The 24039-nt window shown below is 65.4% G+C and carries 22 protein-coding genes, 1 pseudogene and 1 riboswitch; of the genes and pseudogenes, 12 read left to right on the forward strand and 11 right to left on the reverse strand.

What is annotated here, in order from left to right; all coding sequences use genetic code 11:
• Nucleotides 1–71 precede the first annotated feature (71 nt).
• A riboswitch (SAM riboswitch) is annotated at nt 72–151 on the reverse strand.
• Between the two features lie 174 nt (nt 152–325).
• The 5 genes from ACVMB1_RS28815 (at nt 326) to ACVMB1_RS28835 (ending at nt 5130) form a co-directional block, all read left to right on the forward strand.
• Nucleotides 326–1174, forward strand: a complete 849-nt coding sequence (locus ACVMB1_RS28815) for a chorismate mutase (protein ID WP_038385298.1) — start codon at nt 326–328, stop codon at nt 1172–1174.
• A 99-nt stretch (nt 1175–1273) separates the two neighbouring features.
• A complete protein-coding gene (gene hisC, locus ACVMB1_RS28820; RefSeq protein WP_076827513.1) occupies nt 1274–2371 on the forward strand; it encodes a histidinol-phosphate transaminase in 1098 nt (365 codons plus the stop codon).
• Between the two features lie 4 nt (nt 2372–2375).
• A complete protein-coding gene (locus tag ACVMB1_RS28825; RefSeq protein WP_057017866.1) occupies nt 2376–3308 on the forward strand; it encodes a prephenate/arogenate dehydrogenase family protein in 933 nt (310 codons plus the stop codon).
• A 289-nt stretch (nt 3309–3597) separates the two neighbouring features.
• Nucleotides 3598–4032, forward strand: coding sequence for a VOC family protein (locus tag ACVMB1_RS28830; protein ID WP_076827454.1), 435 nt, complete (start codon nt 3598–3600; stop codon nt 4030–4032).
• A 246-nt stretch (nt 4033–4278) separates the two neighbouring features.
• On the forward strand, nt 4279–5130 hold the full coding sequence (locus ACVMB1_RS28835) for a hypothetical protein (protein ID WP_141340956.1): 852 nt from the start codon (nt 4279–4281) through the stop codon (nt 5128–5130).
• 35 nt (nt 5131–5165) lie between these two features.
• Here the strand turns inward: ACVMB1_RS28835 and ACVMB1_RS28840 are convergent.
• From ACVMB1_RS28840 to ACVMB1_RS28855, 4 genes and pseudogenes are all read right to left on the reverse strand, one after another.
• Nucleotides 5166–6154: pseudogene (locus tag ACVMB1_RS28840) on the reverse strand (Bug family tripartite tricarboxylate transporter substrate binding protein).
• 95 nt (nt 6155–6249) lie between these two features.
• Nucleotides 6250–6756: a hypothetical protein gene (locus ACVMB1_RS28845; RefSeq protein ID WP_076827451.1), complete on the reverse strand. Its 507-nt coding sequence runs from the start codon at nt 6754–6756 to the stop codon at nt 6250–6252.
• 239 nt (nt 6757–6995) lie between these two features.
• Nucleotides 6996–8564: a hypothetical protein gene (locus ACVMB1_RS28850; protein WP_244558796.1), complete on the reverse strand. Its 1569-nt coding sequence runs from the start codon at nt 8562–8564 to the stop codon at nt 6996–6998.
• Nucleotides 8565–8850: 286 nt separating this feature from the next.
• The gene (locus tag ACVMB1_RS28855; RefSeq protein WP_076827446.1) at nt 8851–10038 is read right to left on the reverse strand and encodes a DUF2125 domain-containing protein; all 1188 of its coding nucleotides are present in this window, start codon (nt 10036–10038) and stop codon (nt 8851–8853) included.
• 153 nt (nt 10039–10191) lie between these two features.
• Here ACVMB1_RS28855 and ACVMB1_RS28860 point away from each other — a divergent pair, with 153 nt between their 5' ends.
• Nucleotides 10192–10788, forward strand: a complete 597-nt coding sequence (locus ACVMB1_RS28860) for a gamma-glutamylcyclotransferase (protein WP_057017872.1) — start codon at nt 10192–10194, stop codon at nt 10786–10788.
• 17 nt (nt 10789–10805) lie between these two features.
• Here ACVMB1_RS28860 and ACVMB1_RS28865 read toward each other — a convergent pair whose 3' ends face one another.
• Nucleotides 10806–11039, reverse strand: a complete 234-nt coding sequence (locus ACVMB1_RS28865) for a hypothetical protein (protein WP_141340958.1) — start codon at nt 11037–11039, stop codon at nt 10806–10808.
• 64 nt (nt 11040–11103) lie between these two features.
• Here ACVMB1_RS28865 and ACVMB1_RS28870 point away from each other — a divergent pair, with 64 nt between their 5' ends.
• From ACVMB1_RS28870 to ACVMB1_RS28885, 4 genes are all read left to right on the forward strand, one after another.
• Nucleotides 11104–14406, forward strand: coding sequence for an efflux RND transporter permease subunit (locus ACVMB1_RS28870; protein ID WP_076827444.1), 3303 nt, complete (start codon nt 11104–11106; stop codon nt 14404–14406).
• A 57-nt stretch (nt 14407–14463) separates the two neighbouring features.
• On the forward strand, nt 14464–14934 hold the full coding sequence (locus ACVMB1_RS28875) for a peroxiredoxin family protein (RefSeq protein ID WP_076827442.1): 471 nt from the start codon (nt 14464–14466) through the stop codon (nt 14932–14934).
• 107 nt (nt 14935–15041) lie between these two features.
• Nucleotides 15042–16523, forward strand: coding sequence for an aldehyde dehydrogenase (locus ACVMB1_RS28880; protein WP_057017874.1), 1482 nt, complete (start codon nt 15042–15044; stop codon nt 16521–16523).
• Nucleotides 16524–16684: 161 nt separating this feature from the next.
• Nucleotides 16685–17908: an ABC transporter substrate-binding protein gene (locus ACVMB1_RS28885; RefSeq protein ID WP_057017875.1), complete on the forward strand. Its 1224-nt coding sequence runs from the start codon at nt 16685–16687 to the stop codon at nt 17906–17908.
• Nucleotides 17909–18141: 233 nt separating this feature from the next.
• Here the strand turns inward: ACVMB1_RS28885 and ACVMB1_RS28890 are convergent, their stop codons facing one another.
• The 4 genes from ACVMB1_RS28890 to ftsE all read right to left on the reverse strand — a co-directional run bounded on the left by ACVMB1_RS28890 (nt 18142) and on the right by ftsE (nt 21546).
• Complete coding sequence (locus tag ACVMB1_RS28890; protein ID WP_057017876.1) at nt 18142–18909, reverse strand: lysophospholipid acyltransferase family protein; 768 nt, start codon at nt 18907–18909, stop codon at nt 18142–18144.
• Nucleotides 18910–19048: 139 nt separating this feature from the next.
• Nucleotides 19049–19759 carry a YdcF family protein gene (locus tag ACVMB1_RS28895; RefSeq protein ID WP_076827440.1) on the reverse strand — a complete coding sequence of 237 codons (711 nt, stop codon included), beginning with the start codon at nt 19757–19759 and terminating at the stop codon, nt 19049–19051.
• A gap of 163 nt (nt 19760–19922) precedes the next feature.
• Nucleotides 19923–20894, reverse strand: coding sequence for a cell division protein FtsX (locus ACVMB1_RS28900; protein ID WP_057017877.1), 972 nt, complete (start codon nt 20892–20894; stop codon nt 19923–19925).
• Nucleotides 20887–21546, reverse strand: a complete 660-nt coding sequence (gene ftsE / locus ACVMB1_RS28905; RefSeq protein ID WP_016845305.1) for a cell division ATP-binding protein FtsE — start codon at nt 21544–21546, stop codon at nt 20887–20889. Before ftsE ends, ACVMB1_RS28900 begins: the two co-directional genes overlap by 8 nt.
• Before the next feature lie 181 nt (nt 21547–21727).
• Here ftsE and ACVMB1_RS28910 point away from each other — a divergent pair, with 181 nt between their 5' ends.
• Nucleotides 21728–22588, forward strand: a complete 861-nt coding sequence (locus tag ACVMB1_RS28910) for an MJ0042-type zinc finger domain-containing protein (RefSeq protein WP_076827438.1) — start codon at nt 21728–21730, stop codon at nt 22586–22588.
• Nucleotides 22589–22625: 37 nt separating this feature from the next.
• Nucleotides 22626–23003, forward strand: a complete 378-nt coding sequence (locus ACVMB1_RS28915; RefSeq protein WP_016845302.1) for a response regulator — start codon at nt 22626–22628, stop codon at nt 23001–23003.
• Between the two features lie 171 nt (nt 23004–23174).
• On the opposite strand, the gene ACVMB1_RS28920 is transcribed toward ACVMB1_RS28915, so the two are convergent.
• A complete protein-coding gene (locus tag ACVMB1_RS28920) occupies nt 23175–23552 on the reverse strand; it encodes a TadE/TadG family type IV pilus assembly protein (protein ID WP_244558795.1) in 378 nt (125 codons plus the stop codon).
• Entirely contained in the window at nt 23549–23989 is a 441-nt protein-coding gene (locus ACVMB1_RS28925; protein WP_141340959.1) for a TadE/TadG family type IV pilus assembly protein, read from the reverse strand. The genes ACVMB1_RS28920 and ACVMB1_RS28925 overlap by 4 nt, the downstream gene beginning before the upstream one ends.
• Nucleotides 23990–24039 lie beyond the last annotated feature (50 nt).

Raw genomic sequence — 24039 nt, forward strand, 5'->3', positions numbered from 1 at the left:
CTCCGCGCGGGAGGGCTCGACGGACCTCAGGCCAATAAAAAACCCGGCCTGAACAAAGGTTCGGCCGGGAGCTGATAAGGTCCCCGGCCTGTTTAGCGAGTTGTTTAACGTGGCTGCAAGCCGGCCGGCTCAAATGACCACGGGACGCAGGGAACGTAGTCCCCACGCCCCCCGCCGTCAAGACAGCCCTGCCCACGGCCAATTGGTTAACCGAATGCGCAAGGCACGCCTGCGACGTTTCTCTTTGCTTTCGCTGCCCGTCTTTCCTAATCAGGGACCCTGTCCGACGCGGCACCGGGCCGCCCCGACGACAAGGTTTGAGAGCATGTCCAACCCACCCCCGTCGCCGCCCTCGCTGCAGGATCTGCGCAAGGAGATCGATGCGATCGACGAGCAGGTACACCGCCTGCTGATGGCGCGCGGCGACATCATCGACCGCCTGATCCAGGTCAAGAAGACCCAGGAGGTCGGCTCGGCATTCCGCCCGGCACGCGAGGCCAGCATGATGCGCGAGCTGGTGCGGCGTCATCGCGGCATCCTGCCGCTCGACACCATCGAGAGCATCTGGCGCGTCATCATCTCGACCTTCACCTATGTGCAGGCGCCGTTCGCGGTGCATGCCGATGTTTCGGTCGGCGAGTCGGCCATGCGCGACTCGGCGCGGTTTCACTTCGGCTTCGTGGTGCCTTACGTGTCGCATTTCAGCGCACAGGCCGCGGTCGAGGCGGTGGCGAAGTCGAAGGGCGACCTCGCGCTGGTCTCCGCGATCGCAAGCCGTACGCCGTGGTGGAATGCGCTCGAGGCCAGTGGCGCGCCGAAGATCATCGCGCGGCTGCCGTTCCTCGAACGCGCCGACCATCCCGCCGCGCTGCCGGTGTTCGTGATCTCGCGGGTCGCCGACGACGCCATGGTCACCGAAGTGCAGACCTGGAGCGTGCGCGTCTCCGGCTGGAACGCCGATGTCGCCCGGGCGCTTGCGCCGCTCGCCGAGATCGTCGCGGTCCCCGACACCGCTTTCGACGGCGCGGCGCTCCTGGTCTCGGTCACCGGACACGATTTCGAGGCCATCAAGCTCGCCCTGATCAAGGCCGGCGCCTCGGTCCGCTCGTCGGCCCTCGTCGGCAGCCACGCAACGCGCTATACGGTGCCCTCTAACGGATCGGCCAGGACCTGAAGTAAGAGCCAGCCGCCCGTCCAGGCTTTTGTTTTGACGCGTTTTCTTCACGCGAACCGGTATCCACTTCGCTCGAAAACGCTCTGTTCGGAGTTGATGATGTCCCGCCCCGTGCCGAACCCCGGCATCCTCGATATTGCGCCCTACACGCCCGGCAAGAGCCCGGTGCCGGAACCGGGCCGCAAAGTGTTCAAGCTGTCCGCCAACGAGACGCCGTTCGGGCCGTCTCCGAAGGCGATCGCGGCCTACAAGGCGGCGGCTGACCATCTCGAGGACTATCCGGAGGGGACCTCACGCGTGCTGCGCGAGGCGATCGGCCGCGCCTACGGGCTCGATCCCGACCGCATCATCTGCGGCGCCGGCTCCGACGAAATCCTCAACCTGCTGGCGCACACCTATCTCGCGCCCGGCGACGAGGCGATCTCGACCACCCACGGCTTCCTGGTTTACCCGATCGCCACCATGGCGAACGGCGCCAGGAACGTGATCGCGGCCGAGACCAATTTCACGGCCGACGTCGACGCCATACTCAAGGTGGTGACGCCGCGCACGAAACTGGTCTGGCTCGCCAACCCGAACAATCCGACCGGCACCTACATCCCGTTCGACGAGGTCAAACGGCTGCGCGCCGCGCTGCCGTCGCATGTGCTGCTGGTGCTCGACGCCGCCTATGCCGACTACGTCTCGCGCAACGACTACGAGCTCGGCATCGAGCTGGTCGCGACCACGGACAACACGGTGGTGACGCACACCTTCTCGAAGATCCACGGCCTTGCGGCGCTGCGGATCGGCTGGATGTTCGGGCCGGCGCATATCGTCGATGCCTGCAACCGTATCCGCGGTCCGTTCAACGTCACGACGCCGGCGATGCTGGCGGCGGTGGCGGCGATCGAGGACTCGGCGCATGTGCAGATGTCGCGAACCCACACCGAACAATGGCGCAACTGGCTGACCGAGCAGATCGGCAAGCTCGGGCTGAAGGTGACGCCGAGCGTCGCCAATTTCGTGCTGATCCATTTCCCGACCGACAAGGGCAAGACCGCGGCGGAAGCCGACGCCTATCTCACACGGCGCGGCCTCGTGCTGCGCGCACTCAACAATTACAAGCTGCCGCATGCGCTGCGCATGACCATCGGCACCGAGGAGGCCAACCGCCTCGTGGTCGAGGGGCTGCGCGACTTCCTGGCCGGAAAGTGACATCGTGACCACCGCCCCGCTCTTCCAACGCATCGCGCTGATCGGCTTCGGCCTGATCGGCGGCTCGATCGCGCGCGGCGCGCGCGCGCAAGGGCTGGTCGGCGAGATCGTGACCACCGCGCGCTCGGAGAAGACGCGTGCGCGCGTCGCCGAACTCGGCATCGTCGATCGCGTCGTCGAGACCAACATCGAGGCGGTGAAGGATGCCGACCTCGTCATCCTCTGCATCCCGGTCGGCGCCTGCGGCCCGGTCGCCGCTGAGATCGCGCCGCATCTGAAGCCCGGCGCGATCATCTCCGACGTCGGCTCGGTGAAGGGCGCCGTCGTCAAGGACATGGCGCCGCATCTGCCTGACGGCGTCCACTTTGTCCCGGCGCATCCGGTGGCCGGCACCGAGCATTCGGGGCCGGATTCCGGCTTCGCCGAGCTGTTCATCAACCGCTGGTGCATCCTCACCCCGCCCGAAGGCACCGATCCCGCGGCGACCGACCGATTGCGAACGTTCTGGGCCGCGCTCGGCGCCAAGGTCGAGATCATGACGCCCGACCATCATGACCTCGTGCTCGCGATCACCAGCCATTTGCCGCATCTGATCGCCTACACCATCGTCGGCACCGCCGACGAGCTGGCGCAGGTGACGGAATCCGAGGTCATCAAATTCTCCGCCGGCGGCTTCCGCGACTTCACCCGCATCGCGGCCTCGGACCCGACGATGTGGCGCGACGTATTCCTCGCCAACAAGGACGCCGTGCTCGAGATGCTCGGCACCTTCAACGAGGATCTGTCGAAGCTGACCCGCGCGATCCGGCGCGGCGACGGCGAAGCGCTGTTCGACCACTTCACCCGCACCCGCGCCATCCGCCGCGGCATCGTCGAGACCGGCCAGGACTCCGCCGCACCCGACTTCGGCCGGCCGCATGCGAATTTGGAGAAGTAGCCGGGGCGACTCTTTCCATTCGTCGTCCCGGCGAAAGCCGGGACCCATACTCCGCGGCGGGTGTGGTTGACGGGACTCGTCGTTTCAGCTTCGCGCAACGATGCAGCGAAACCCATCATTGGCGCCGCGGGCTTAAATCGATGGGTTTCGCTTCGCTCTACCCATCCTACAATTGGAGTTGCCCGTCGGATTGTGTCGCCGCAGGGCCGACCCGCCTACCGGCGGACGGAGCGAGCTGATAGCCTCCAGCAGGAAAGCCGGCGCGTCGCTGATGACAGGGAGCGATCAGATGATACTCAGTCCGGATCATGTGACTATCGCAGTGGCAGATGCCGGCCCGGCGATCGAATTCTTCGCGCTGCTCGGCTTCAAGAAGACTCACGTCGCGACCATCGACGGCGGCGTTCCCGCCCGGTACATGGGCATGCCGGCCATGAGAGCGCAGCACATCACCCTCGCACTCGAAGGAGCGGATTTCGAAATCCAGCTGCTTCAGTTCGACCCGCTCCCGGGGACCGATCCGGGGATGCACCCGACCAATCTGCGAAAGCTGGGCTTCAATCACCTCGCCTTCCGCGTCGACGACATCGAGGCGGCCACCGCGCACCTGGTGGCCAACGGTGTCACCATGCTGAGCGAGGTGATGGACTACATCAGCCGGAAGCTCCGGCTGTTCGAGGGCCCGGAGGGCATCACCTTCGAGTTGGTCCAGCGGGACGCCTGAGACTACGCTGGCCAGGGCCGTTTGCATTGCCCCAAGCGGCGCAGAATGATGTCGGCTTTTGACCCGAGCGGACCCGATCTTCGGCTAGCCCGGGCCAATATCCCGCCCCATTATCACGAGACCTCGGGCGCGCTATCATCCGGCCATTCTTTAGACAAGACTGAAGGGAGTGCTGGAGGCTGATCGCCCCTGACGGATAGCCGAGTCGGCACTCTTGGGTGACATTGGACGGAAAGGGAAACGTCAATGAACTCCACGCCCACTCCGAACCCAGTTGGATCGAACGATAGCCCGAGCGCGCGCGCCGACGAACGACTCGCGGAAGCCCAAAAGCAGATTGCGCGCGCCGATGAAGAACTCACGCGCTTGAGTGAACAGCTCGCAAGAATGGAGCGCGATGCCGCGTCCCACCCGTCGGCAAAGCCAAACCCGCCCTCGGTCGGACCCAACCCCGTTTCTTCCGGGCCCAGCCCTGCTTCTTCCGGACTTGCCTCGCAATCGCGGCCCGGAAGACCGGTATTCCGCGCCCTCACCGCCTTGTCGGTGGCAGCATGTATCGTGGTCGCTGCCCTGGCTTTGCAGTCGTCATATGGCGGGGAAGCCAAGCTGCTTGTCGCCCGTTGGGCGCCGCAGCTCGTTTCAACTCCAGCATTGCCGCCGGATGATCCGCAGCCTCCGGCGCAGCCCGCTCCACCTGCCGTTCAGGTCGCCGCGGCAGACGCCGCTCCGCCCCAAGCGACGCCGTTGCCTCAGACCGCACCACCGCAGGACGCCGCGCCGACGGCCAACACAGCCCTTCCCGATCAGACGCAGCTGCTGCAAACGATCGCACGCGACCTCGCAAATGTTGAGCGAAATATCGAGCAACTAAAGGCGAACCAGCAACAGATGGCCCGCGAGAGCTCCAAAGCCATTGAGGAACTCAAGGCGAGCCAAGAAGAAATGAAACGAGCGCTCGCGAAGGTTTCCGAGCCGAAGGCGTCACCGGCTCCGACGCAGCCGGCGCCGGCCGCGCGCAAGCCCGAGCGGACGTCTATCCCGCCATACGCAAGAGCGCGGCCTCGTATCCCGAGGGAGTGGTTCTACGACGAATGGTGACCGTCGATGCAGCCATCCTTCAGTTCCGGATCGCTTCAAGCCGGCGGCAGGCCGAGTGACTGCGCGGCCTCCATCCAGACCGGCAATTCACGCTGATACAGCGCATTGCTGTCCTTGAAGCCGATCGCGGGCTCCAGCACGAAGGTCGCGAGCACCTCCTTCACCTTCGGATCGTTATTGGCGGCGACGCAAATCTCCGACAGCCGATCGACGATCGGCTGCGGCGTCGCCTTCGGCAGTGCCCAGCCCGAGAACCGCTCACGGTGAAGAACTTCGACGTCGCGCCCTGCTCGGGCAGCGTCCTGATCTCGGGGATCGCGTCGACCTTCTTCGAATGCACCCCAAAAACGACGCCGCGACCGCTTTGCAGGACGGTTTGCGCGGCGGTGTAGCTGCCCATCGCGACATCGAGCGTACCTTCCGCGAGCCCGGTCCACATCGGTGCTTCGCCGCGATAGTGGATCGGCTCGATGGTGAGGCCATACTGCTTGTTGAGCTCGTTGATCGTCATGTGCGGCGCGGAGCCCGCGCTATAGGTGCCGAAATTCACCTTGCCGCTGCTGCGCGCATAGGCGACGAATTCCGCCAGTGTCTTGACGCCCAATTTCGGGCTCGCGACCAGCAGCAGCCCGGCGCCCGGGATCACGCTGACCAGCGTCAGATCCTTGTCCATGTCGTAGCCGGGGTTCTTCATCATCGCGCGGTTCATCACGTAAGTGGTCGAGATCGAGCACAGGATGGTGTGACCGTCAGGCGCGGCGCGCGCCACCTCGGCAGCGCCGATCGAGCCCGAGGCGCCCGCCTTGTTCTCGATGACGACGGTTTGCCCGACTTGCCTTGCGATGAATTCGCCGAAGGCGCGTGCCAGGAGATCGGTCTGCCCGCCGGCGGGGTAGCTGCAGATCATGCGGATTTGCCGCGAGGGCCAGGCGGCTTGCGCCGAGGCGCCGCGCGGCAGGAAGGGCATCGCAGCGGCCGCGGTTCCGGCAGCGATGACGTGACGGCGGGTGAATTTCGCTGGCATGAAGTCCCTCCCCGATTTTTTGGTGAGGGTATCGCATCGGCCGATCGCAGCTACGGCACAGATTGGCGCAGCGGGCCGCAGGTCTGCGACCGTGCTCACCGCCGCAGCCGTTGATCCCGGATCGGCCGCGTCGACATCGCGGCGGCGTTCGCCAGCCGCTGACGGCCGACGAGACCGGCGGTCGCCAGCATGATGCCGCCGCCGAACCACCAGGTGCCGATCACGAACTCCCAGGCGCGCGGCGGAATCTCGTCGAACACGATGCCGTAGACCGACACCAGCGCAGCCAGCGCGGCAAGGAAGATGCCGCCCGCGCTCATCAGCTCGACGGCATCGATGCGACCCGTGCCGCGCATCACCGGCTTGGGAACATCGATGCCGAGATAGAAGCCGACTGCACCGATCACGATCGTCGTCGCGATGAAGCCGAGCGTGCCGAAGACAGCGACATGGCCCTTGGCGAGCTGGGCGGCGACGAAGGTGCCGGCCATGGCACCGGCCATCGCGAGGCCAGTTCGCTGCAGCACATGCGCGGCGCGGCTGACCATCATCAGTTCGCGCGCGATCACGGCCCTCTGCTTCGGTCTGGTCACGATCCTCATGTGCGGTGTTCCTTTGCCGGTGGTGCACTCCCTCTCCCCGTTCTTACGGGGTCGAGACAAGCGAAGCGTGCTCTTGGAGGGTTGGGGTGAGGGGCCGTCTCCGCATGGATGGTGATAGCAACGTTTGCGGAGGCTCCCCCTCACCCGGGGCGCATCTAACGATGCGCTCCGACCTCTCCCCGCGCGCGGGGCGAGGTAACCAGAGTTCGTAGCTCGGCTCGAAATGACATCGTCACGCCCTAGAACGGGTAGTAGCGGATCTGGGTCATGACGATGTGGTCGTCGGTCTTCGGCGCGCCGCCGACACCCTGGAAGGCGAAGCGCTGGGTGTAGGAATATTGCGCGCCGGCCTTGATGGTGCCGTAGGAGCCCTTGAAGATCGTGTCGTAGAAGCCCGCGGTGTACTGCCTCACCTCCGAAGTGTTGCCGTTGCAGGTCGCGGCCGGCGAGTTCTCGATGTTGCAGCCGAGGTTGTTGTAGAGCGGATTGCCGTAGCCGAACGGCACCGTGCCGACATTGGAGAAGGTCGCCTTGGTCTGTTCGAGCCCGGCATAGGCGTAGAGATCGAGCGACGGCGTCGTGTGCCAGACCGAGCCGACCAGGAAAGCCGTGATCGGCAGCGGCTGGATCGAGCCGTCCTGGCGCACGGTTGCATCCGGGAATGGCGTTGCGGTGAAGCGGCCCAGCGCACCGTAGGAGGCGGAGGCCTGCACCTCGAGCAGCTTCGGCACGATCTCGGCCGAGAGGTGGCCGCCGAAGCTGACCGTGTTGACGTCGTGATTGGCGAAGTTGAAGCGATCATAGAAGTCGCGGTAGAGCGCCCACGCCTCGACATGCAGCTTGTAGGGCCCGAGCCGCGGATCCCACGCGCCCTTCACGGTGAAATCCGGAACGTGGTTGAGGCTGACATTGTTCAGGCTGTTGAAGAAGCTGCCGCCCGGACCGGTGAGATTGACCAGCAGATTCGGATTGAGCACGCCCTGCGGGCCAACCGCCGGCGTGCCGACCAGCGGGTTGTTGCCGCCGAAAAAGGATGTCTGCGGATTCTCCGCCGAGACCGCGAGCTTGAACTCCGGCCCGATATCCTGCCAGACCCGGACGCCGGGTTGGCGCGCGCCGAGAAAGCCCGGCACCAGCTCGAAATCGATCACGCCCGGCGTATCGGCGCCTCGCGGATCGATGCCGGCCTTGCTCGGCGTGTTCAGCGACCATGATTGGCCGGCGAGGACATGCAGGCCGAGATCGCTGCGGTCGATCTCGATGCTGGCCTGCCGCAGCCGCGGATTGAACGAATTGGTCGCGACCGAATTGGCGGTCTGCGCCGCGCCCTCGAAATCGAGCTCGCCATAGCCGGCGACGTGGATGTTCTCCGTGGCGTTGGCTTCGGCGAGCACCGAGAAGCGGGTCTGGCGCGCGGTGAAGCGCGACTCGCCGGTGTTGTAGTTCTTGCTCTGCGGGAACGGGATGAAGTTGTAGACCGAGCCCGAATCGGAGGCGAGGTTGCGGCTGCGATAGATGCCGGTGAGATCGACCCAGCCGCCGAAGGTGAAGGTGACGCCCTTGTAGCAGAGCTTGCCCGATGCGCAGGGATCGAACGGCACCGGCGCCTTCGCCGTCATCTGCGCGTTCTGAATTGCGTTCTGTCTTGCGGCCAGCGCCTCCTCCTTGCGCGCCTGCGTCTCCATTTTCTGCTCGAGCTGCTTGAGCCGTGCCTTCAGCGCACGCAGCTCGGACGCATCGTCCTCCGCCAACGACGGACCTGCCGACAGCAGCATGCTGCCGAGCAGAATTCCCCCGAGAATTCGCATCGCTTCTCCTCCACACGAGGTTGCTTCCTCAGGCGAGAGAGCGGTACTCGGGGAGTGATATTCGCGCCGGGGCGCATTATTCCGGTCACGTTTTTCTCATCGCGGCGGCGGGAATAGATCGCGGTAATCGACGATAGCGCGCGAGGAGATAGTGAGCGGCCTTACCGGTAAGCTCTGTCATTGCGAGCGAAGCGAAGCAATCCATCGCGCGGCATATGCGGAGCCATGGATTGCTTCGTCGCTATCGCTCCTCGCAATGACGGATGTTTCCGCAGCGTCCATCCGCTCAGAACAGCGGCGGAATCTGCGCGACTTTCAGCGGCCCCAAGAACACCGCGCCGTCGGCGAAGCGCAGCGGGAAGCTGCGCGCCTTCTTGCCTTCGAGGGTAGCCTCGGTGCCGAGCGAATTGACGCCGGCGGAAATGCCGGCATTGGCGTTCTGCTTGATCACCTTGCCGAGGCCGGGGATGGCGCGATCCAGCGCGCCAAAGAGATTGCTGAGGTCCTGGCTCTTCACGCCGGGCGCGACGCGATCAAGCGTTGCCTGCGGCACGCCCTCCTCCAGCATCTTGTCGATGCCGAGCGCGGGGATGACGCGCTCGAGGCCGGCGACCGTCATCTGCAATTCGCCCTCGATGCGACCCTGCGCGTTGAGGCGCAGCGTGCCGGCCGCGACCGACAGCACATCGCCCTGCTCGATCCGCGACTGCTGGATCTCGACGCTGCCGCCGGCGGCCTGGATCTCGCGGAAGCGATCGGGCCAGGGTTTCGGCGAGAAATCCTTCAGGCCATTGAGCCGCGCATGGATGTCGGCGTTGAACGGCTGGGCGAGCAGCGGATGCACCTCCTGCAAGGTGCCGCCGGCAATCTGCAGCACGGCCTCGATCGCCGGACTGTCCGGCGCCGAGCCGTCGACCTGCCTGCCGTGCAGCTCGATGTGATTGACCCGCGCCAGCGGCGCCGGCGCCGCGCCGCCGGTGCGGTCGATGGCGAGATCGTCGAACACCAGCGAGGCGCGCTGCGGCGGCGCCGGCAGGCCGACCACGCTGCTGCGTGCCTTGCTCCAGCTCACCGACAGCGTCGGCTGCGCGCCGCGCTCGGCGATCGTGGCCGGGCCCTTGAATTCGGCGATCACGAGCTTGGGATCGTAGACCTGCGCCACGACCAGGATCTCGGCGAGCCGCGCCACGAACGCCATCTGCGGCGCGGCGGTCTGCGAGACCAGCATCACGCTCGGATCGGTGCAGCGGACCTCGAACCGGAACGGGTAGCCCGCCACCGAACGGTCGCCGCAATCATAGACCCGGCCGGCCTTCGCCTCCTGCGCGCGCCAGGCATCGGCCTGCACGCCGACCTGCGAGGCGGCGAAGAACCAGAAGCCGCTCCATGCGACCGCGGCGATCAGGACCGCGACGGGGACGGCATAAAGGCCGAAGCGCGAGCGGCGGCGGGGGGCGGAGGTCTGATCCGACATGCAGGTCCTTTGGCGGGCGAATTTGTCAAAATCTAAGCGGCCGCGGGCCTTGAACAAGCCCCGAGCAACCCTTGAGCGAGCCTTCAGCAAGCCTTGGAAACATCACGGAATCCGCTTCGCTTCGACGGCCCGTTCTGCTAGCCCATCAGCGCGATGTCAGCAAATCCTCCCCATTCCGAAACCGACGGCGACCTCTGGGTGTTCGGCTATGGCTCACTGATGTGGAAGCCGGGCTTCGAGTTCCTGGAACAGGTGCCGGCGCGGCTGATCGGCGAGCATCGCGCGCTCTGCGTCTATTCGTTCGACCACCGCGGCACGCCGGAGAAGCCGGGCCTGGTGCTCGGGCTCGACCGCGGCGGCGCCTGCCGCGGCATCGCATTCCGCGTCGCCGCCCGCCTGCGCCACGACACCATCGCCTATTTGCGCGGACGCGAGCAGACCACCAACGTCTATCGCGAGGTGATGCGCTCGGTGTGGCTGGAGAATGCGGCGCGCGAGCGCGTCAGCGCGCTGGCCTATGTGGTCGATCGCGGTCATGTGCAATATGCCGGGCGGCTGTCGCTCGCCGAGCAGCAGCGCCTGGTGCTGCAGGGCCATGGCCGCTCCGGCAACAACCGCGACTATGTGCTCTCGACAGTGGCCTCGATCGAGAAGCAGGGCTTTCGCGACACGCAGCTGCACCAGCTAGCGACGATGCTGCATGATGCCCACGCGGCGCGTCACCCGCTGCAGGATGCCCGGGATGCGTAAGGCTGCGTCGCGAGGCTCTACTTAGTTCGCTTGGCCAACCGTCGTTTAACGACCTCGCCGAGCGGACTATCCGGCGACTTGCGGAATGCCTTGAGCTTCTTCATTTGGCCTTTGCGCAGTGCTTGCGACTGCGCTTCGCCACCATCATCGATCAGCCTTTGTAAACGGGTTTTGCCAGATCCTCGTTTTTCGGCGTGCGCCGCGGTGCATCCGGCAAATCGCGGCGGCGGTATGGCGCCGCCCTGTGACATTTAGGCTTTTGCATCCCGGCGCGGACGGATAGAAGCTGATCCGCAAACAGCGCTCGCAAATTCGATGAACCTCTCCGCCCCCTTTGTCCGACGGCCGGTCGGCACCACGCTGCTGTCGCTTGGACTGGTGGTGGCGGGCATCATTGCGTTCTTCAAGCTGCCGGTGTCGCCGCTGCCCGACGTCGACATCCCGACCATCATGGTGCAGGCGACCCTGCCCGGCGCCAGCCCGGCCGACGTCGCCTCCACGGTGGCAAGCCCGCTCGAGCGCCACCTCGGCCAGATCGCCAGCGTCACCGAAATGACGTCGGTGTCCTCGCTCGGCTCTGCCCGCATCACGCTGCAGTTCGATATCGACCGCGACATCAACGGCGCTGCGCGCGACGTGCAGGCGGCGATCAACGCGGCGCGGGCGGACCTGCCGACCAACCTGCGCGCCAACCCGACCTACCGCAAGTTCAACCCGGCCTCGGCGCCGATCCTGATCTACACCTTGACCTCGGACACGCTGACGCCGGCCGAGCTCTATGACGCCGCCTCGACCGTGCTGGCGCAGAAGTTGTCGCAGGTCGAGGGCGTCGGCGAAGTCTCGGTCGGCGGCGGCTCGCTGCCGGCGGTGCGCGTCGAGCTGATCCCGCCGGCGCTGTACAAATACGGCATCGGGCTCGAGGACGTCCGCGCCGCGCTCTCGAGCGCCAATGCGCACAGCCCGAAGGGCGGCATCGACGTCGGCAACCAGCGCTACCAGATCTACGCCAACGACCAGGCCCGCAAGGCGGCCGACTACAGGCCGCTGGTCGTCGCCTACCGCAACGGCGCGGCGGTGCGCCTGACCGATGTCGGCGACGTGATCGATTCCGTCGAGAATGTGCGCACGCTCGGCCTTTCCAACGGCAAGCCGGCCGTCGTGATGATCGTGTACCGGCAGCCGGGCGCCAACATCATCAAGATGGTCGACACCGTGAAAGGGCTGATGCCGCAGCTGAAGGCCTCGGTCTCGCCTGCGGTTGACATCACCCTCGCGATGGACCGCTCGAAGACAATCCGGGCCTCGCTGCACGACGTCGAGATCACGCTGTTGATCGCGGTGGCGCTGGTGATCCTTGTGGTGTTCGCCTTCCTGCGCAATGCCCGGGCCACGCTGGTCCCGGTGGTGGCGGTCGGCGTGTCATTGATCGCGACGTTCGCCGTGATGTATCTACTCGGCTACACGCTCGACATCTTCTCGCTGATGGCGCTGACGGTGGCGACCGGCTTCGTGGTCGACGACGCCATCGTGGTGCTGGAGAACATCACCCGGCACATGGACGCCGGGCTGTCGCGGCTCGAGGCCACGCTGGTCGGCACCCGCGAGGTCGGCTTCACGGTGCTGTCGATGAGCGTGTCGCTGATCGCGGTGTTCGTGCCGATCCTGCTGATGGGCGGCCTGGTTGGCCGCCTGTTCCGCGAATTCGCCATGACCATCACGATCGCGATCGTGATCTCGCTGGTGGTCTCGCTGACCACGACGCCGATGATGTGCGCGGTACTGCTGCGCAAGGAGGAGGGCCGGCCGCACGGCCGGATCTACCGGATCAGCGAACGCATCTTCGAGCTGATGCTGAACGGCTACCGCGCGACGCTCGGCCTCGCGCTGCGCCATCCGCTCCTGGTGATGCTGATCCTCTGCTCGACGCTCTATTTGAACTTCCATCTCTACAAGGTGGTGCCCAAGGGCTTCGTGCCGCAGCAGGACACCGGATTGCTGGTCGGCTCGATCCAGGCCGACCAGAGCACCTCGTTCCAGCTGATGCAGCAGAAGCTGACCCAGTTCATCGACATCGTGAAGTCGGATCCGGCGGTCGACACCGCGGTCGGCTTCACCGGCGGCGGCGGCGTGGGTCCCGGCGGCACCAACACCGGCACCGTGTTCGCCTCGCTGAAGCCGATGGACGAGCGCCGGCTGCGCGCCGACAAGGTGATCGAGCGGCTGCGCGAGCCGTTGGCAAGCGTCGCGGGCGCCACGCTGTTCCTGCAATCGATCGGCGACCTCGGCGCCGGCGGACGCTCGGGCAATGCGGCGTATCAGTACACGCTGAAGGGCTCGACCTTCGAGGAGCTGAACGAGTGGACGCCGAAGCTCGTCGCGGCATTGCAGAAGGAGCCGACGCTCGCCGACGTCAACAGCGACCAGCAGAACAAGGCGCTGCAAGCCAATCTGATCATCGATCGCGACGCCGCCTCCCGGCTCGGGATCACCGTCAGCCAGCTCGACAACACGCTCTATGACGCGTTCGGGCAGCGCCAAGTCTCGACCATTTTCGTCGCGCGCAACCAGTATCATGTCATCATGGAGGTCGCGCCGCGTTTCTCGCAGGACCCGCAGACCCTCAAGGAGGTCTATATCTCGACCTCGGGCGGCTCGGCGAGCGGCACGCAGAGCACCAATGCCGTGGCCGGCACGGTGGCCTCGTCCTCGCAAAAAAGCTCGGTCAGCGCGGTCGCCGCCAATGTGGTGCGCAACCAGGCCACCAATTCGATCGGCGCCACCGGAAAGGGCGTCGCATCGACCGGTACCGCGGTCTCCACCAGCGCGGAGACCATGATCCCGCTGTCGAGCGTCGCAAGCTTCGAGCACGGCGAGACGCCGCTTTCCGTCAACCACCAGGATCTCCTGGTCTCGAGTACCATCTCGTTCAACCTGCCGCCGGGCGTCTCGCTGAGCACAGCGACCACCACGATCGAGAACGCGATGCACGCGCTCGGCATGCCCGCGGGCATTTCCGGCGGGTTTGCGGGCTCCGCGAAAATCTTCCAGCAGGCGCTGGCGAACGAGCTGTTCCTGATCCTCGCCGCGCTGGCGACGATCTACATCTCGCTCGGCATGCTCTACGAGAGCTACATCCACCCGCTGACCATCCTCTCCACTTTGCCCTCGGCAGGCGTCGGCGCGGTGGCGGCCTTGATGCTGTCGCACACCGATTTCGACATCATCGGCATGATCGGGGTGATCCTCTTGGTCGGCATCGTGAAGAAGAACGCCATCATGATGATCGACTTCGCTCTCGATGCCGAGCGCCAGCGCGGGCTGTCGTCGCGCGATGCGATCTACGAGGCCTGCCTGATGCGCTTCCGGCCGATCATGATGACGACGCTGGCTGCCTTGTTCGGCGCGGTGCCGCTGATGATCGGCCTCGGCGAAGGCAGCGAACTGCGTCAGCCGCTCGGCATCGCGATCTTCGGCGGCCTGATCCTGAGCCAGATCCTGACGCTCTACACGACGCCGGTGGTCTATCTCTATCTCGACCGTGCCAGGCTCTGGACCCAGCGCCGCCGCGCCGCGCGCCGCGCACGCCGGGCCGCGGCATCAAGCGCCGCCGGTCGTTGACAGACCGGTATCGATGTTGCCAACCTTGCGCCGTGAGCGGACGCAAGGAACCGATCTGTGACTCTCGCACCTGATATCGCCGCGTCGCGCTGGTTCAACACCAGCGAGCCGCTGACCCTGGCTGGGCTGCGCGGCCGGCCGGTGCTGCTGCACGCGTTCCAGATGCTGTGCCCCGGCTGCGTCGCGCACGGCACGCCGCAGACCCAGCGCGCGTTCGAGCTGTTCAAGCATTCGGACCTGCAGGTGATCGGGCTGCACACCGTATTCGAGCACCACGCGGCGATGACGGAGGTGTCGCTGGAAGCCTTCATCCACGAGTACCGGCTGACCTTCCCGATCGGCGTCGACGAGGCCGGCGAAGGCACGCCGATCCCGGTCACCATGCAGCGCTACGGCATGCAGGGAACGCCGACCAGCATCCTCATCGGCCGCGACGGCAACGTCGTGCATCATGGCTTCGGACAACAGAGCGACATGGCGCTCGGCGCGATCATCGCGGCCGAGCTTGCCGCGCCGCATGGCCGATAGCGGCCCGCCTCGGCTGCAACCCGGCTCACGCGACTGCGTTATGACGGCGTCGCGCAATGCGTGATAGCGTTCCGCCAACCAGAACCATCGCCTTGCGGGAGGATGTCATGAAAACCTATCAGCTCTACATCAACGGCCAGTATGTCGACCCCGCCAATGGCGAATGGTTCGACAGCATCGATCCCTATCGCGGCGAGGCCTGGGCGAAGATTCCGCGCGGCACGGCCGCCGACGCCGACAAGGCGGTGAAATCAGCCAATGAGGCGATGTGGCGCGGCCCCTGGGCGAAGATGACGGCCTCCGCACGCGGCAAGGTGATGCGCAAGCTCGGCGACCTCGTCGCGGCCAATGCCGAGCGCCTTGCCGAGATCGAGGTGCGCGACAACGGCAAGCTGATGGCCGAGATGCTCGGCCAGTTGCGCTACCATCCGGAGTGGTGGTGGTATTTCGGCGGGCTCGTCGACAAGCTCGAGGGCGGCCTGGTGCCGATCGACAAGGCGGAGACCTTTGCCTACACGACCCATGAGCCGGTCGGGGTGGTCGCGGCGCTGACCGCCTGGAATTCGCCGCTGCTGTTCGTCGCCTGGAAGTGCGCCGCCGCGCTCGCCGCTGGTTGCGCCGTGGTCGTCAAACCGTCGGAATTCACCTCGGCCAGCACGCTGGAATTCGCCGCGCTGACCAAGGAAGCCGGAATTCCCGACGGCATCTTCAACGTGGTGACCGGCTTCGGTCCCGAGGCGGGCTCCGCGCTGATCGCCCATCCCGGCGTCGCCAAGATCACCTTCACGGGATCCGATACGACCGGCGCAAAGGTCTACGAGACCGCAGCCAAGAGCCTGAAGCGCGTCTCGCTCGAGCTCGGCGGCAAGTCGCCCAACATCGTGTTCGAGGACGCCGACCTCACCGCCGCCGCGGCCGGCGCGATCTCCGGCATCTTCGCTGCCACGGGGCAGACCTGCATCGCGGGATCGCGCCTTCTGGTGCAGAGCTCGATCAAGGAAAAATTCGTCGCGCGGGTGCTGGAGCTGGCAAAGTCCGCCAAGATCGGCGATCCCATGCAGTCCGACACCAATGTCGGCCCGATCACGACGCCGGCGCAGTACAAGAAGGTGCTCGACTATATCGACATCGCCAAGGCCGAGGGCGCGCGCTGCCTGCTCGGCGGCAAGCCGGCCACCGGCGACGGCATCAAGGGCGGCCAGTTCGTCGAACCGACCATCTTCACCGACGTCGACAACACCATGCGGATCGCGCGCGAGGAGGTGTTCGGACCGGTGCTGTCGATCATCTCTTTCGACACCGAGGAGGACGCCATCCGGATCGCCAACGACACGATCTACGGCCTCGCCGCCGGCATCTGGACCAAGGATCTCGCGCGCGCCATCCGCGTGCCGAAGCAACTGCGCGCGGGCACCGTGTGGGTGAACACCTACCGGGCCATCAGCTACATGATGCCGTTCGGCGGCATGAAGCACTCCGGCGTCGGCCGCGAAAGCGGCATCGACGCGGTCCGCGAATATCAGGAGACCAAGAGCGTCTGGATCTCGACCGCGACGGACGTGCCGGCCAATCCGTTCGTGATGCGGTGAGTTTTCCGCACTGACATCGCTTGCTTCACCGCTCCCGGACGCACAGCGGTACGACGGCACCCGCGCGCCGAGCTGTCGCACTTGACGTGCAGGGTGGAGCAGCGATCATCAGCCCCACGGCACACGCCGAAGAGCGTGGCCGATACTTGGGGAGATTCGCCATGACGTTTCGTTACTCACGCGCAGTGTTCTGCGCGCTGATGCTCGCCACCGCCCAACCTGCCCTCGCCGACAAGAAATACGGCCCCGGTGTCACCGATACCGAGGTGAAGATCGGCCAGACCATGCCCTATAGCGGCCCGGCGTCCGCCTACGGCACCCAGGGGCGTCTCGAAGAGGCCTACTACGCGATGATCAACGCGAAGGGCGGCGTGAACGGCCGAAAGATCAAGCTGATTTCACTGGACGACGCCTATTCGCCGCCGAAGACCGTGGAGCAGACGCGACGCCTCGTCGAACAGGACGAGGTGCTGGCGATCATAGGCACCATCGGCACGCCGACCAATTCAGCGATCCAGAAGTATCTGAACCAGAAGAAGGTCCCGCAGATCTTCATTTCGACGGGCGCGGCAAAATGGGACGACCCGAAGAACTTCCCGTGGACCACCCAGCTTTATCCGCCCTACCAGATGGAGGGCATGATCTTCGCCAAATATCTGTTGAAGAACAAGCCCGACGCGAAGCTCGGCGTGTTCTCCCAGAACGATGATGCCGGAAAGGATTACGTCAAGGGGCTGAAGGATGGCCTCGGCGACAAGGCGAAGACGATGATCGTGAAGGAAGTGACCTACGAGGTTTCCGATCCGACGGTCGATTCGCAGATCGTCTCCCTGAAAGCCTCCGGCGCCGACACGCTGTTCACGATGGCGACGCCCAAGTTCGGCGCGCAGGCGATACGCAAGGTCTACGAGCTCGGATGGAAACCGCTGAACTACGTGGTCAGCGTCTCCTCATCGATCAAGGGCGTCATGGAGCCGGCCGGCATCGAAGCTTCGAAGGGATTATTGACCGCGCTGGCGTTCAAGACGCCGACCGATCCCACCTGGGAGAACGCCGCCGACGTGAAGGAGTTCAAGGAATTCCTGGCGAAGTGGTATCCGCAAGGCGACATCGCCGACGGCAGCAACGTCACCGGCTACATCTCGGCCTATATGACGGTGAAGGTCATCGAGATGTGCGGCGATGATCTGACGCGCGAGAATTTGCTGAAGCAGGCAACCAACCTCAACAAGGTGGTTGCGCCGTTGCTGCTGCCCGGCATCGCTATCTCGACGCGGCCGGACCGCTATGCGCCGTTCACGCAGATGCAGATCGCGACGTTCGACGGCAAGAGTTGGGTGCCGCAAGGCGAGACCTTCAACACCGACGCGGCGGCCGGTCAGTGATGGCGACGCCTTTCGCGATACGGTAACTCTCCGCATCGTCATGAGCCGGGCAGCCGCCCGAAGGACGGCATCGCTTCGGCTTGCCTGTGCCCGGCCATCCACCGTCTTGCTTCAGGCCGAACCAAAAACGTGGATGCCCGGGACAAGCCCGGGCATGACGATTTCTGAAGGGACCGACGAAACCGCGCGCACGAAATTCCCGGCAGCAACCGCACCAGGGCTTGTGCTGCGCCCTACCCTTTCGCCGCGTTCGGCACACCGCCGAACAATTTCGCCTGCTCGGCGCGGCCGGCCTCGACGATGCGGGTGGTGGCGGTTTCGATCTGGTCGCGCAAGCGAGCCATGAACTCATCGCGCGGCAATCCCGGCGGCAGCGGATCGAGGAATTCGACCACCAGCGTCCCCGGATAGCGCATGAAGGTGCGGCGCGGCCAGAACAGCCCGGAATTGAGCGCGATCGGCAGGCACGGCACGCCGCTCTCGGCATAGATCTGCGCGACGCCGGCCTTGTAGTTCGGCGGCGCCCCTGGTGCGGTACGGGTGCCCTCGGGAAAGATCACAAGCTGCCGGCCGAGCTTCACCTCGGCCGCCGCGCGCTTCAGCGTCTTGATCAGCGAGCGCGGGCCGCCGCCGCGCTCGACCGAGATCATGCCGACCTTCTTGAGGTACCAGCCGAACACCGGGATCATCATCAGCTCGCGCTTCAGGATGAACAGCGGATGCTCGAAGAAGCGCACCAGCGCGAACGTCTCCCAGAACGACTGGTGCTTCGAGGCGACGACCAGCGGCCCGCTCGGTATCTTCTCGATCCCGCGAAACTCGATCCTGATGTTGCAGATCACGCGCATCAGGAACAGGCTGGTGTTGGCCCACGCGACTTCGAGCGCCATCAACGCCCCCCGCGGCAACAGCAGCGCCGGCAGCGCGATGATGCAGAGCACCACCAGCACGAGATAGAACAGCACGTTGAAGATCAGCGAGCGCAGGAAGATTGAAGTCATTCTCTCAACACTATCCTTTACACCGTCATTCCGGGATGGTGCGTCAGCACCAGACCCGGAATCTCGAGATTCCACAATTCGCAATTACGAATTGGGGTTCGATGCCGCGCATCGCCCCGGAATGACGGTGCCTGATACATCAATTCGCCTGCGCCGTCGCCGGGCGGCGCGGCGCGGCAGCCGGCTCGGCGAGATCGGAGGTCAGGTCGAGGCCGAGACCGGCCAGCCGCACCCGCATCTCGGCGGCGACATATTTGGCGTATTCCGATAGCAAGAGACGGAACGTCGCGCCGCTCGTCCACCACGGCTCGTCGCGCCATTTGTCGCCGACCACCGCGAACGGGATCAGCGTGACGTCGGGCATCGCATGTGACAGTTCCACGATCGCCCGCGGCATGTGGTAGTTCGAGGTCACCACGATCAGCGACTTGAAGCCGCGCTCGCGCGCCCAGCGCCGCGTCTCCGCCGCGTTGCTGCGGGTGTTCAGCGCCGAGCGGTCGAGATCGACGCAGCAGCTCATCAGCCCCTTGCTGTCCGGCACCGAGCGAGAAATGTCGCTGGCGTCGTTGGTCGGATGTACGCCCGAGATCAGCAAACGCTTGCCGTAGCCGGCGGCCAACAGTTCCATGGCGTCGGACACCCGCGACGAGCCGCCGGTCAGCACCACGATGCCGTCGGCATTTTGCGGCGGGTCGGTCTCGACGCCGCGCAATTGCGAGAGGAAGCCGACAAAGCCGACCGCCGCGGCGACGAAGGCAAGCGCCAGCGGCGCGACGATAACGGCGCGCAGCCAGCCGCGCGGGCGCGCGGCAAAGCCATTCGGCGACGTATCGTCGGACTGCAAACTCATGTGATGCGGTTATCCTTCCCCCCGGGCGATTTTAAAGCATGATCCGGAAAAGTGGAAACCGGTTTTCCCCGGGACCAGTGCCGCGTGCACGCGCGCGAAATCACACCTGGGCGACGAAATGCGATCACGAGGCGGCGCCATGATTTCGAGTTTCGCAGCGCCGTCAGTCGATGTCGTCGAGCGTGGCAAACAGGGTGCGCCGCGATGCCCACGCGGTGATCGCCGCGATCAGCACCGCCTGCATCGCCAGCACCAGATAGCCCGACGGACGCAGCGAGAACGTGCCGAGCAGGGCCGCGAACTGGTCGCCGACCGGCGTGCCGGAGAACCAGTTGGCGATCGACTCGGAGAAGCCGAACGCCAGCATCGCCGCACCGCCACCGATCAGCCCGCCTTCGAGGCCGAGCCGAAGGAAATGCCGCAGGAAGCGGTTGGCGATGAAGCTGTCGCCGGCGCCGACAAAATGCAGCACCTCGACGATCGGGCGGTTGGCGGCCATCGCGCCGCGGGTCGCGAACGACACCGAGATGATGGTTGCGATGATCACGAGGATGAGGATGCCGACGCCGGCGAACGTCGTGGCGCCGGTCATCGAGCGCATGCGCTCGATCCAGGCGCGGTGATCGTCGACGCTTGCGGTCGGCGCCGCCTGCGTCACCCGCGCGCGTAAGCCGGCGAGATCGAGCGTGGTGCCGGGCTGCACCCGCGCCACGATGACGCGCGGCACCGGCAGTTCGTCGATCGAGAGCCCGCTGCCGAGCCACGGCTCCAGCAGCTTGGCGGATTCCTCCCTGCTGAACGGACGGACCTCGAGAATGCCGGGCTGCGCCCGCATAGCGTCCACCGCGGCCTGCGCGTCGCGATCGAGGTCACGGCCCGGCGAGGGGCGCACCTGGATGGTGATCTCGCTCGATACTTCCGACTGCCATTCGGCGGCTGACGCGCTGACCAGCAGCACGGTGCCTGTCGTCAGCGAGGCGAGGAAGGTCATGATCGCGACGACCGCGACCAGTGCACGGCCCGAAATCGACGCCCGCGGCACGATCGGCGACATGTTGCGCGCAGTGGCCGGGACCTGCGGGCGTTCGCGCCCGAGATCGACCAACGACACTTTCTCGTCGCCGCTCCTATTCATAGATGTGCAGCCGTCCCTGATGCAGCACCAGCCGCCTCGCTTCGTATTGATCCATCAGCGTGATGTCGTGGGTCGCGATGATGACCGCGGTGCCGGATTTGTTGAGCTCGATGAACAGCCGCAGCAGGCGGCGCCCGAGCGTCGGATCGACGCTGCCGGTCGGCTCGTCCGCCAACAGCAGTTGCGGCCGCGAGATCACCGCGCGCGCGATCGCGGCGCGCTGCTTCTCGCCGCCCGACAGGATCGGCGGCAGCGCGTCCATGCGCTCGCCGAGGCCAACCCATTTCAAGAGATCGATCACCTCGCGGCGATAGCTCGATTCCTCGCGGCCCATCACGCGGAACGGCAGCGCGACGTTCTCATAGGTGGTCATGTGATCGAGCAGGCGAAAATCCTGCAGCACGATGCCGATCCGCTTGCGCAGGTCGGCGACCTGATCCTTGCTCAGCAGCGAGACGTCCTTGCCGAACAGATTGACCAGCCCGCGGGTCGGCCGCAACGACAGGAACAACAGCCGCAGCAGCGAGGTCTTGCCCGCGCCCGACGGCCCGGTCAGGAACTGGAACGAGTGCGCCGGGATCATGAACGAGAGGTCGCGCAAAATCTCCGGGCCGAGCCCGTAGCGCAGACCGACATTTTCGAACCGAACCAATGCGCTAGCTCCGTTCGAGAGGGCCGATGGCCCAATACCCTACACCGACGGCGAAGACGGCCCGAACCCCGGCCGAGCGCCCGCGAACCGCACAGAAAGCTTGTGCTTCGGTTATGGTTTCCGATTCGTTAACGGTCGCTAAGTAGCATCCGGGCATCCACACGGTGGAGATTCGGCCTCCATGCATATTGTCTGCCCGCATTGTACAACATCCTACGCCATCAATCCGGCCACCCTTGGCGAGGCCGGACGTACCGTCCGTTGTTCCCGCTGCCGGGAGGTCTGGCTGGCCCGGCCGGAGGACGCCATCGGGGCGACCGCGCCCACTCTGGCCTATCAGTCCGCCGGATCCGACCTCGCCGCCGAATGGGAGGCCGTGGGCCGGGAGGAGGCTGACGCGACCCCGATGGTCGAGAGCCCCTCGATTTCGGCCGATTTGCCCACCGAGGGCAGCGACGCCGACACGGAATGGCCGGCGCTGGCCGAGGCGGATGCAGTGGCCCATGCCGGGGACGCGGGAACCAGGGGCCGCTTCCGCCTGCCCCGGCTTCCCCGCCTGTTCCGCCTGCCCGCCCTGCCCCGAATTCCGTTCATGCCGGTGATCGGCGCCCTGCCGACCACCTGCGGCGCCATGGCCGCGCTGATCATCGCGCTGTTCGTCTGGCGCAACGACGTGGTGCGGCTGCTGCCGCAGACCGCGCTGTTCTACAAGATGGCCGGGCTCGACGTGAATCTGCGCGGGCTCGCCTTCAAGGATCTCAAGATCACCAACGAGACCGTGGACGGCAAGCCGGTGCTGGTGATCGAGGGCATGATCGTCGGCCAGACCAGGAAGCCGGTCGAATTGCCGCGGCTGCGCTTCTCGGTCCGCGACGCCCAGGGCGCCGAAATCTATGCCTGGAACGCCGTGCTGGAGCAGCCGGTGCTCAATCCCGGCGAGCGGGCCTTCTTCAAGTCGCGCCTCGCCTCGCCGCCGCCCGAAGGCCGCAATATCGACGTACGCTTCTTCAACAAGCGTGATCTCACCGGCGGCCGCGCGTGAGCCGCCGGCCAACTCCATCGGGAACCGACCAATCACCATGACGCGTGTTCTGATCGCCGACGACGAAGACTCAATGCGCTCGCTGGTGGCGCGCGCCATCGCCATGGACGGCCACGAAACCGTGACCGCGCAGGACGGCGCCGAGGCGCTGGAGGTGCTGACGCGCGACGAAGGCGCGTTCGACCTTCTGCTCACCGACATCCAGATGCCCGTGATGGATGGCATCGCGCTGGCGCTGACCGCGGCGCGCGACTTCCCTGCGCTGAAGATCCTGCTGATGACCGGCTTCGCCCATCAGCGCGAACGCGCCTCCGGCCTCGAGGCGATCGTGCATGACGTGGTGACGAAACCGTTCTCGGTGGCCGATATCCGCACCGCAGTCGCGGACGCGCTGGCGGCGCGGAAGGCCGGCTAGTGTGCTGAATGCGAAGTTCGTGCGATTTCGCGGCAGCCACTTTCACGAACTTCGCATTCATAAAGCACACTAGAATCATAAATTTGCTAGTGTCTTTATCGAATCCGAAGTTCGCTCCGAAGGTGCGGCAAATGATGCGAACTTCGGATTCGGGACACTAGGGTTACGAGCTCAACTCGGAAAGCATGCCCGGGCGGTCAGCGTCACCGGGGACAGATTGAGAAATTGCGCAAATTGAAATGCATAACTCGCGCTGACCACGTTGCCGCAGGCTGACGTGGAATAGGTGAATGTCTGCGCCGGGAGCGTGAGGCCGAACGCCTGCTGCGCGGCGTAATTCGTGATGGCGCTGCCGCTTGGACAGAGCGTGCTGTTGACGGTCGCGCAACGCGCCGCCATTTCGGAGCCGTGCTGCAGCCCGAGCTGAGTCCAGAACAGCAGTCCGAATTCGATGATGCCAAATATGAACAGGAAGAACACGGGAGCGGTCAGGGCGAATTCCAGCGCGGAGGCCCCTCGATTGTCCCGCCATAGCGGTGTGAGTTTCACTGCAGCCTCGCAGTGGACTGGGCGCTATAGGTGTAGGTGGCCGCCACAATCTGATAATTGATCAGCGTGTAGTAGGTCCCTTGCGCCGAAACCATGGCATATGTTCCGGCCTGCGCGCCGCTGGGGCAGACCGCACCGCAACTGACGGTGCTGACCCCCGAACTGGTCGGGCACCCGCAAAACTGGTACGGCTTGGGCGAAGCATTGATGGCTGTGGAATTCGTGGCGGCTGTTACGGCGCTGGTGACGCCAGTCTCGTCAAAGCCGCGCACGATGGCGTATTGCGCTCCCGCCTGCGCGGCATTCTCGACCTGCATCTTGCGATAGAGCGCGAGTCCGATGTCGGTTACCGAGACGACCATCAGGGACAGCAACGGGATCATGATCCCGAATTCGATGGCCGCGACGCCGCCCCTGTCGTGAACGGCGGTGCGCACAAGCCGCGTCAGAGAGAAAACCAATCGACCACGGCTGTTGGATGAGGATC

This window comes from Bradyrhizobium sp. USDA 4504 (assembly GCF_054063995.1).

Excerpts from the sequence above, each read along its gene's own strand:
- ACVMB1_RS28815 (WP_038385298.1), top strand. The coding sequence starts at position 326 with ATGTCCAACCCACCCCCGTCGCCGCCCTCGCTGCAGGATCTGCGCAAG.
- hisC (WP_076827513.1), top strand. The coding sequence starts at position 1,274 with ATGTCCCGCCCCGTGCCGAACCCCGGCATCCTCGATATTGCGCCCTAC.
- ACVMB1_RS28830 (WP_076827454.1), top strand. The coding sequence starts at position 3,598 with ATGATACTCAGTCCGGATCATGTGACTATCGCAGTGGCAGATGCCGGC.
- ACVMB1_RS28835 (WP_141340956.1), top strand. The coding sequence starts at position 4,279 with ATGAACTCCACGCCCACTCCGAACCCAGTTGGATCGAACGATAGCCCG.
- ACVMB1_RS28845 (WP_076827451.1), bottom strand. The coding sequence starts at position 6,756 with ATGAGGATCGTGACCAGACCGAAGCAGAGGGCCGTGATCGCGCGCGAA.
- ACVMB1_RS28850 (WP_244558796.1), bottom strand. The coding sequence starts at position 8,564 with ATGCGAATTCTCGGGGGAATTCTGCTCGGCAGCATGCTGCTGTCGGCA.
- ACVMB1_RS28855 (WP_076827446.1), bottom strand. The coding sequence starts at position 10,038 with ATGTCGGATCAGACCTCCGCCCCCCGCCGCCGCTCGCGCTTCGGCCTT.
- ACVMB1_RS28860 (WP_057017872.1), top strand. The coding sequence starts at position 10,192 with ATGTCAGCAAATCCTCCCCATTCCGAAACCGACGGCGACCTCTGGGTG.
- ACVMB1_RS28865 (WP_141340958.1), bottom strand. The coding sequence starts at position 11,039 with ATGTCACAGGGCGGCGCCATACCGCCGCCGCGATTTGCCGGATGCACC.
- ACVMB1_RS28870 (WP_076827444.1), top strand. The coding sequence starts at position 11,104 with ATGAACCTCTCCGCCCCCTTTGTCCGACGGCCGGTCGGCACCACGCTG.
- ACVMB1_RS28880 (WP_057017874.1), top strand. The coding sequence starts at position 15,042 with ATGAAAACCTATCAGCTCTACATCAACGGCCAGTATGTCGACCCCGCC.
- ACVMB1_RS28885 (WP_057017875.1), top strand. The coding sequence starts at position 16,685 with ATGACGTTTCGTTACTCACGCGCAGTGTTCTGCGCGCTGATGCTCGCC.
- ACVMB1_RS28890 (WP_057017876.1), bottom strand. The coding sequence starts at position 18,909 with ATGACTTCAATCTTCCTGCGCTCGCTGATCTTCAACGTGCTGTTCTAT.
- ACVMB1_RS28895 (WP_076827440.1), bottom strand. The coding sequence starts at position 19,759 with ATGAGTTTGCAGTCCGACGATACGTCGCCGAATGGCTTTGCCGCGCGC.
- ACVMB1_RS28900 (WP_057017877.1), bottom strand. The coding sequence starts at position 20,894 with ATGAATAGGAGCGGCGACGAGAAAGTGTCGTTGGTCGATCTCGGGCGC.
- ACVMB1_RS28910 (WP_076827438.1), top strand. The coding sequence starts at position 21,728 with ATGCATATTGTCTGCCCGCATTGTACAACATCCTACGCCATCAATCCG.
- ACVMB1_RS28915 (WP_016845302.1), top strand. The coding sequence starts at position 22,626 with ATGACGCGTGTTCTGATCGCCGACGACGAAGACTCAATGCGCTCGCTG.